Genomic DNA, 9,844 nt, shown 5'->3' with positions numbered 1-9,844 from the left:
TCTCTTTTTTGTCAAAAAAACTAAAATGTTTGCTTATCCGCAAAAAAACTTCGTCATACTGAATGAAAATCACATGACATTATTGAGTGGTAAATAGTGATTCTACACAAATTTAAACAAAGCCCGATGCATAGCATCAGGCTTGTGATATCAATGATTTATCTTATAAAAATTCTACTGCTTATTCTCAGAGTCATTACAAACTCATATAAACCATAAGTCATAAGAATGGTATTTATTGCTGCTCCAAAAATTCCTCCAAAGCTTGCTTATTTTTTACATAGGCTAATTTACCAACAACCATGTGATATTTTTTCTTGTCGGCAGTAAATTGGTAAGCCATTTTAGCAAACTTTAATTTGGCTCCATCAAGATTAAACACACTTAGAATATCCAGAACCTGTGCGGTACTAATACATCCTTTCTCCATCAGGAATTCATTGGCCATAGCTACAGCATCACCTCCTCCATTCATTTCTGTTTCAATATCCTTTTTAAGAGTTGAGAAATCTGTATATGATAACTCGCAATCCTCTCCAGCTGCAGCTTCCTTCTTTGCGCTTATTTTGATAGCAGTATTAGCCTCAGCTTTCTCAGCAGGTTCCGGCTCTTTATAGGTAGTACTTTTTACAACAATTGTATCGCACTTTACATCTTCAAATTTTAATACACTTAGAGCTCCATTCCAATCTACACTTAACTCTTCTCCATCAGGACTTATATTCATAGAAAAAGAATAAGACTTACCTGCAAATATTACATCGCCTTTCTTTACGATTTCTGCTTTACCTCCACTTACAATCAATTTAGAAAGATCAATATTGCCAAGTGTTTTAGCCGATCCATTATAGCTACATTTTATTTGAGCATATACTCTGTCGCTATAAACATTATACTCCATCACCTTCAGGCTGAAAGCATCGAAATTCTGAATAGCTTTTTCAGCCAAAATCATTTTCTCCGTTTCAATAACCTTATTGTCTGCTTCGGCATAAGTAATTCCGTTAAGTACAAGGTTAAAGTGATCGGCATTGGCCTTTACAGGTGCCTTAACCCTGAACTGGTTGTATATAGTTTTACTCTCCCCTGGGTTAATAATGTACTTTTCTGACGTTGGATGCAACTCTCCTTTGTTCTGCACTAAACTGGCTTTGCTCCGGTCAATAACCAACACCCCTTCACCGGTATTCTCGGCTTTATAATTAGTATAATAACTCGATGTTGAAGAACTCACCTTTTGAAAGGTAATATTAACATGCTCGCTATTAACTGACTGAGGCATGTTATAAACAACTTTTTGAGCAATTAGATTAAATGCTACTGCTACAAAGGCAATTAGTAAACTACTTTTTTTCATTGATTTAGATTTAAATTTTAAAACTACATGTAACTCCCCATTTCACGTAACCTTGAATCAGTGCAATTCTGATCAAATTGACACTTCTCCTTTTCTCCAATGACCAATAACGTAGCCGATTGAAGCCTTGCAAAGATAGTATTATTAAAACTCCATCAAATTGTTTTTTTTCATATACGAAACTGGCATTCCATATACTTATTATATGATATTGATTTTACCTCGCCTAAACATTTTTATGAGCGTTTTAAGAAACAATTTGATTAAACACCAGGCGTGTATATCAAAACAGAGGTAAAAGTGTAAGCTTTACCTCTGTTTTGTGAAGATTTTATACAAACGTTTTATTATTTATGATTATCGTCGTAATACGAACTTAATGATTTATAAAAGCTAAAGCAGAGCACAATCAGCAACAAGGCAAAAGGTAACCCGGTAAGGATTGAGGCAGTTTGTAGTGCTGTTAATCCACCTCCAATTAACAATATGCCGGCAACCAGCCCTTCCATTGAAGCCCAAAATACCTTTTGCCCGACCGGAGCATCATGTCGCCCGCCAGATGTTAGGGTATCTACCACCATGGAGCCTGAATCTGATGACGTAATGAAAAAACTAGCAACCAATATCACAGCAATCAATGACGAAAGAAAGGCAAAAGGATATTGCTCCAGCAACTTATAAATCGCAGTTGCTACATTGTCATTAACAGCTTCGGTTATAACAGAATTACCAATTAACTCCTGATATAACGCACTGCCTCCAAATACTGACATCCAGATAAATGTTAACAATGTTGGTACAAGTAATACGCCCAATATAAATTCTTTCACCGTTCGTCCTTTAGATATACGTGCAATGAAAATACCTACAAATGGAGACCATGAAATCCACCAGGCCCAATAAAACACTGTCCATGAATTTTGCCAATGCTTGGTTTCGTTAACGCCTTTGTAGGATTCAGTCCAGAAACTAAGCTCAAAAAACTCATTAAGGTAATGTCCCAGATTCTGTACAAATGATTTGGCAATAAAAACGGTTGGTCCTGCCAATATGACGAATAGTAATAAAATAAGCGCAAAGCGCATGTTCCACTCGCTTAGTCGTCGTATACCTTTATCAAGCCCCAATACAAGTGATAAAGTGGCCATGGCCGTTATTCCAATAATTAAAACAATTTGAACTGTGGTATTCAACTCAAAATTGAATAAGTAACTCAAGCCGGCGTTCACCTGTTGTACACCAAAGCCAAGCGAAGTGGCTAACCCAAAAATGGTGGCAATTACCGATATAATATCAATCGCATCACCAATGGGCCCGTATATCTTATCACCTAAAAGCGGATGAAAGATAGAGCGTATCGTCAAAGGTAATTTGCGGTTAAATGTGAAAAAGGCCAATGCCAGTCCTACGATGGCATAGACAGCCCAAGCATGAACGCCCCAATGCAGAAAAGTGATGCCCATCGCCGATTTGGCAGCCTCTATTTTGTCTGAGTTATCGGTTAAAGGATTACTATTATAATGGAAAATAGGTTCGGCCACACTCCAGAATAACAAACCAATACCCATACCTGCACTAAACAGCATGGCAAACCAGCCTTTTTTAGAAAATTCCGGCCGGGCATCTTTACCTCCTAAGCGAATCTTACCGAACTTACTAAAGCCAAGAAACAAGGCAAATAACAGCATAACATTCACCATCAAGATAAAGAACCATCCGGTATTGTTCGAAACAGTGGCTTGTATTTGAGAAAAATATTTCTCCATGGGCTTGCCAACAATCAAGGTTGTTAAAACTAATACTGTAATAACCGTCAATGATGTAATAAATACCGGCCCATTTGCCTTGATTCCAAAGATTGTGCGCTTGTCGCTTCTTTTATATTTCTGATCCATAATCTTCTGTTTAGAAATAGTAACCAATATTGATATTAAATCGCATGTGCCAATCAGCGTCGGCTGATCCTTCCGCAAAAGCATTGGTCCACTCCGGCCCAAGCCATGCATGGTTTTTTCCCCAGGCTGAGTCTACATAGGTATAGATTGGTCCTGCAGCAATCAGGCAACCCAACACATTCATATAAGAATCATGAAAACCTTCTTTAGATTTCCTAAACCAGGAGAAATCGTTATAAAACATTAGATAGTCAATGATTTCATGTTTGCAGGGAACTGTATATGAAGCCCCGGCACTTACGACCTGACCTTTAGCTGCCACGTTATAAGGAGCACCATATGCCGCCATCTCAATCACTTCTTTGTATTGAACAGAATCGTTAGGGTTCTTACTAAAAGTTAATGCCTGCAGTTTTAATCCCAGCTTTTTACCATTATAGCGATAACCTAATGCCAACGCCGAGTGATCGCCCATCTTATTAGTAACAATATTGTACAAACCGCCATACATTGCCGATAATGAAAGACTTGATGAGTTGTCTGCCCCAAAACTATAGGCAACTTTTATATTGGCCTGATTAACTTCTTTGTTTCGCCCGGATACATCGTAAGAATAACGGTTGGCAGAAATAGGAGAATTATTACTGAAGTTCAACTCTTCGGCATTTTTATAAAATGCAGCTTGTAACTGAAGGTGCGTATAAGTCTTCACCCATTTAATTCCCATATCATGGTCATCTTCCAACCCAACATAATAGGGCAAATTAAAAAACCAGCTATTGGAGTTATATGGTTGAAGACCAAATGGTACCTGGTTGAGGCCAAGTTGCCAGGTACTGTTGTGATCAGTATTATATTCTACCCATCCATGTTTAAGCATGCCGCCACCAAAACTATTCGAATAGAAACGATATTCTGCATTAATTCCTATCTTCTTGTAACTTCCCTTGGCATTAATGCGAAAAAGATCATAGCCAAAATCACCTCCTCTTTTAACTTGTTCGCTTTTCCAGTCAGACAAATTATAATTAAAGCGTAAAGCACCGCCCAGCTCCAATTCAGGCTTGTCATTATCTTGAGACAAAGCACCATAACTAAAACATGTTAATAGTAAAGTAACAAATACAACCTCATTAAATCTCATACGATATATTCTAATTTTAATCTAATTATGCAATAAATAGCTACTTTGCTTAAATGCTGCAAAAGCACTTTTAGAATGGACTAATTGCTAATTATTGTTCTCCTTTTTTGAGGCCGCAAAGGTATATCTTAAGTTGTGGAATGACAAATCTGTTCTGTACAACCTATTTCTTTCAACAGATGATAACAACAAATTAACGAGGTAAAACCTAAAAAATATCCTTTTGGATAGGAGCTTATAAAGTTTCCAATAAACAGTTCTATTGACCGGACACTTAGTTATTGCTTATCCGTTTCTCGATATATTTTGAATTAATAATACGAAGTACTCCCATATAATTCATTTTAAATTCAACCAAATCTCCTACTTTATAGTTGTTAGGATTATTCTTGAGGTCAATGACTAACATGTCGGAGCTGGCCCCCACAAAGCTAACAGATTCATCTACAGGTGTAATATGTTCTTCATCAACATCCAATAAACCCAGGTCTAAAATACCTCTAAACGATGTTTGTCCGATTTGTTTGTCATCAAACTCCACCTCATGACCTTCCACATTAACTCCCATCTCACCAATAGGCACCAATGGCTTTTCACTTAGTTCAATTATTTCAGAGTATAATCTAAATACATCCGACTTCATGCTATTATAAGTCGTATTGTTGTATACATCCGTACCAAGAAACAAAGTTTCACCAACTCTAAAATGATTTATCCCTTTAGGCAATAAATTTTGAAAAATCAAAGGGATAGTAACCGACGAACCACCAGAAACAAACTCAATTTGCTTATTAAAACGTGCTTCAATTAATTGTTCGTATAAGCACAATTGAATCAATTTATCATGGTTGGGCAAAACACCATATAAACAAGACAGGTTGGTACCAATACCAACCACTTCTATGTTTTTTAGTTGGAACACCTGCTTGTAAAAATTCATGAAGTAGTCACCCATCACCCCTTCCCGCAATTCTCCCAGTTCAATCATAATAATCACCTGATGAACTTTGTTTTGTTTTAATGCCTCTTCAGATAATAGTTGAATGGTATTAATTTCGGTATTAAGACTAATGTCTGCATATTTAACAACACTTGGTATGGCTCTTTTAGCCGGAGGCTTTATATAGGTTGTTTTGACTTCAGGGTTTAACTGTTTAATTGTTTTTAAGTTTGAAATACGCGAGTCACAGAAATCTGTGATACCAAGCTCCAACAAGACTTTCAGATAATCTTTATTGCCACAAAGTAATTTAGAAACAACCGACCATTGAATGTCATTACTGCTAAAAACTTCATTCAAGTAGTTGAAATTACTTTTTAATTTCCCTTTGTTTAAGGTGATAAATGCCATTGTTAATGCTTTTATTTATTGACTGTGTTTGAGTAGCGCATTTCTGCATACTTTGTTTTAAACCCAATGCGTTCATATAACTTCTTGGCTGGGTTGTCATACTCAACGTGTAATTTTACATCACCATCGCAATGGGCAAAAGCTTGCTCAATAATCTGCTGACCAATCCCCTTCCCTCTGTGCTTTTTATCCACTGCAACGTATACCAAGATATGGTCCGGTATATAACCACTCATACCGGTGTGGTTAATGACCAAGGCGCCTACAAGTTTTCCGTTAAGATATGCTCCTAATGCAAAACCACCTTCGCTTTTCTCTGATGAGAAGGCATAGTCAAGGCATTTATTAATATCATCCTTTGGATCACCATATTCACCAAGGTGAGTAAACAGAAAATCAACATATTCGTTTCTGCTTATTTTATCAAAATCCTTTTCGCGTGTATACTTAATAATTTCTAACATTTTTTCTTTTCTTGATTGATTGGTCAGTTATTTAGTAATTGTCTATTATAGAATCAGACTGTTGTATGCTTGAAACCACATGTTCTATTGAGTAAGCAATTGCCGACACGGTAATGCCTATTATATTTGCATCGAGTTCCCAAAGAATTGGAACTTCAAAAATGATTAAACAAAGTGTTGTTAATCCTCCGGAAATCATTGAAATAAGAGCTGCATTAGCATTAGGCCTTTTGATAAATAAAGCAGCTAACACAGGAATTATCATACCCGACACCATAAAAGAGTACGAGTGTAGCATCAGTTCAAGAACACTGGTAACTTTCAAGGCCATGAATAAAGCCAATATGCCAATAATTAGTGTGATGAGTTGCGAGTAGCGAAGGTTATACTTTGAGTTATGCAGTTTAAACACATCTGTCAGCACATTACCCGATGCGGCCATTAAGCAACTATCGGCTGTAGACATAATAGCTGAAAAGTAAGCCGAAAGAACAATGCCCATAAAGCCCACAGGTAGTATAGTTCGTAATAAAACAGGTAAGCCCATTTCTGAATCTAAATTAGACAAAGTATAATCGACCAGTAATCCATTTTCTAAAGCTACTCTGGCAAACATACCCAGCGTAACTCCCAGAAAAGCCATTAAAGGATATTCAAACAAACCAGCAATGAACCAGCCTCTTTGGGCGGTTTTCGTATCTTTTGCGGCATAGATTCGTTGATACAATGTCATGCCAATAAACCAGATGGGCACAATAGTAAACATCCAGTTAACAATTTGCTGCCAGGAAATGGCTGTCAGGCTCAAAAAGCCAGGTTCCAAGGTATTTGTAATGGTTTCTATACCACCAACTTTAAAATAGGCAAAAGGTAAAGCGACCAGCAACAGGCCGCCCATCAGAATAATCCACTGTATGGTGTCGGTGTAGATTACCGCTTTAAGCCCGCCCAGCACCGTGTATATAACAGCTATGGTTCCCATCACTAACAATGCCATATCAAGGGACAACTCAGGAAAGGTAGAGGCCGCCAGTTTTGCACCTGCCAGTATCTGCGAGGATGTAAAACCTATATAACCAATGGCTGATATAATACCTGCAAATAAAGCTACGCGCTTATTGTAAACACTCCCAAGAAATTGCGGGAAGGTTAAGAAGTTTTTAGCTTTACCCATCTTCGACACTTTAGGAATCAGCAGAACGGCACTTAACCAGGCACCAACAAGACCTGTAAAAAGCAACCAACTTCCGGATAACCCCATGATAAAACCTAAGCCTCCCAGTCCTATTGAAAAGCCACCGCCCACATCAGTGGCCACAACCGAAAGGCCAATGTGTCCAGCCTTTAGCGTCCTTCCTCCAACATAGTAATCATCTGGCGTTTTGTTTCTCATCATGAAGAAAAAGCCCACTCCCAGCATAGCTATCAGATAAATGACAAAAATGAGAATATCAATAATATGCATGTAATCTTCTTTTATCTTTTAATAGTCATGAATTAAAAATGGAGTAAAGAGCAAAAAGCTTAAACTTATGACTGCGATTGACTGCCTCGTTTAGCAGTTATTTTGGTTTGAGTGAAATTGCAATCGTAAACTTATGGGTTAAATGCAAACAAGCAGATGGAATAAATAAACACAAAAAAGAACACCATAACTGATGTACGAAAAACCTACTATCTTCCTGCCACATAACCAGCTTGCAGCTTTACCCCATATTGTTTTATATTATTTCGACGGCGAGTTCTATTTTTGTAGTACGCCCAACGTACCTGACATAACCTCTGCTGATTAAAGAGTAAATAACTTCCTTTCCTTTACTGTATGAAAGATTAGATTGCCTGATAATTTCTCCGTAGATACATTGTCCTTGTTGCTTTAATAGTAAAAGTATTTCTTTTTCATTTGTTAGTGATGTGAGTTTGATAGATTTTACTTCTTTCATACCTACATTTTATTACTTATTGTTGATTGTTAGTTTTTAACTCGACATAATACTTACAATTACTCCACCCTTTCTCTCCTCTCTTGCAGAATACATTTTTATAAATCATTAACGAAGGTTGCTGAATGGGTTTCTTACCCTGATAAATTTCACAGTTTTCAGAATAAGGACATAACAATTGTCTAGACATGAGTTTAAGGTTTTGTGGTGATATGCTTATAAAGAATATTCATACTTTCGATACTCCCTGCAATGTTGGTATTTTTAATTAGTGTGCCGGCATAGTGATAGTCAGCTCTTAAAAAGGTTTTATTCATCGGTAGCGAGTTGAGTCGCGCAATAGTATATAATGAAGTAATTCCCTGCCTGCTCATTTCGGCTTCCATCTTTTGCAAAATAAGTGTTGCAAGTCGATTTCCCTGGTGAGCTTTCAAAGTGGCAAAATCGGTCATTTCAGCATTACCTCCTTTACGATCCACTTCGGCCGCAGCTACAGCAACAATTTGCCCATTCTTCTCGGCACCAAAATAATGAATATCGTTCTCCATTGATTCAATTAAGAATTCCGGATCATGAATAGGAAACGGATATGTTTCAAAAATTTCATCATAAATGTGGGCAATCTGGTCAATATCATCAACCTTCAGAGGTCTGATTGTGTATCGGGATTCATGAATTACCTCCCCATCCTTTTTGTGGTATAGTAAGTGACCTAATCCATTTAGTTTATCTTTTTCGATATGCAGTAATCGGTCTGAGCTTAAGAACTTAGAAATGAAAAAAACGTCTTCATCATCTTTGTAAAACTGCGGAATAGCAGCTTCGAGGATAAAGCCATTGGCATAAAAAAGAGGTGCCGCCCATTTAGGCACCTTACAGAATATTTTAGTATAGCCTTCGATACGAGCCATTTTCGACAATTGAGCAGGCATATCCTCGGCATCACGCTTATCCAGTTTCATCAGGTAAACACGATCGTTGTGCTTACCATGTTGTATCAAAGAACCGTTTCCAATGCTTTCTACCACATCACTTATTATCATCTCTTCTTTGTAAACGTTCATTGTTCTCGGGTATTAAAGAAATTACATCTGATTCATCAGATAAAAGTTTTTCAATTCCAATGGCTTTCGATTCGTCCCGTTCACTGACATTCAGCTCCAGGGTGCAATCTTCACATTGGTGGTTGCACATTTTATGCTCATAGTTGTCGGGCTCCTTGTAGGTGGTAATCACTCCTTCGTAATTGCGCAGTACCACTTTATTGGTCGACCAGGATATAATATAGTTAGGCATTACGGGTATTTTACCTCCGCCACCTGGTGCATCAATCACATAGGTTGGGCGGGCGAAGCCACTTGTATGACCAACCAGGCTCTCCATTATCTCAATGCCTTTACCAATTGGGGTTCTAAAATGTGACAGTCCCTCGGACAGGTCGCATTGATACAAATAGTAAGGTCGCACCCTGTTCTGTACGAGCTTATGAAGCAGGGAACGCATGATTCTTGGACAATCATTTACACCGGCCAGCAATACCGATTGATTACCAAGCGGAAAACCGCCATCGGCCAGACGTGCCAGTGCTTCTTTGGCTGAGCTGGTGATTTCATTGGGGTGATTAAAATGTGTGTTGATCCAAAGTGGCTGGTATTTTTTTAGTATCGATATCAGGTTATCGGTAATACGA

The 9,844-nt window shown here is 37.8% G+C and carries 7 protein-coding genes and 1 pseudogene; all 8 read right to left on the bottom strand.

Features of this window, described 5'->3' with window-relative positions; all coding sequences use genetic code 11:
• Positions 1-235: 235 nt before the first annotated feature.
• Positions 236-1,357, bottom strand: coding sequence for a proline and serine-rich protein 1 family protein (locus AC4MRQ_RS11645; RefSeq protein ID WP_491197845.1), 1,122 nt, complete (start codon positions 1,355-1,357; stop codon positions 236-238).
• Between the two features lie 347 nt (positions 1,358-1,704).
• On the bottom strand, positions 1,705-3,252 hold the full coding sequence (locus AC4MRQ_RS11640) for a BCCT family transporter (protein ID WP_491197844.1): 1,548 nt from the start codon (positions 3,250-3,252) through the stop codon (positions 1,705-1,707).
• A 10-nt stretch (positions 3,253-3,262) separates the two neighbouring features.
• The gene (locus AC4MRQ_RS11635; RefSeq protein ID WP_491197843.1) at positions 3,263-4,396 is read right to left on the bottom strand and encodes a hypothetical protein; all 1,134 of its coding nucleotides are present in this window, start codon (positions 4,394-4,396) and stop codon (positions 3,263-3,265) included.
• A 274-nt stretch (positions 4,397-4,670) separates the two neighbouring features.
• Positions 4,671-5,747, bottom strand: a complete 1,077-nt coding sequence (locus AC4MRQ_RS11630) for an alanine racemase (RefSeq protein WP_491197842.1) — start codon at positions 5,745-5,747, stop codon at positions 4,671-4,673.
• A gap of 11 nt (positions 5,748-5,758) precedes the next feature.
• Complete coding sequence (locus AC4MRQ_RS11625; RefSeq protein ID WP_491197841.1) at positions 5,759-6,211, bottom strand: GNAT family N-acetyltransferase; 453 nt, start codon at positions 6,209-6,211, stop codon at positions 5,759-5,761.
• A gap of 31 nt (positions 6,212-6,242) precedes the next feature.
• Complete coding sequence (locus tag AC4MRQ_RS11620; RefSeq protein ID WP_491197840.1) at positions 6,243-7,676, bottom strand: sodium:solute symporter family protein; 1,434 nt, start codon at positions 7,674-7,676, stop codon at positions 6,243-6,245.
• A gap of 672 nt (positions 7,677-8,348) precedes the next feature.
• Positions 8,349-9,218, bottom strand: coding sequence for a putative beta-lysine N-acetyltransferase (ablB, locus tag AC4MRQ_RS11615; RefSeq protein WP_491197839.1), 870 nt, complete (start codon positions 9,216-9,218; stop codon positions 8,349-8,351).
• Positions 9,184-9,844: pseudogene (locus tag AC4MRQ_RS11610) on the bottom strand (lysine 2,3-aminomutase); the annotation flags it as partial. The pseudogene AC4MRQ_RS11610 and the gene ablB, both read right to left, overlap by 35 nt.

It is taken from the genome of Carboxylicivirga sp. (assembly GCF_982718395.1).
This window is presented reverse-complemented; position numbering and strand designations above follow the sequence as displayed.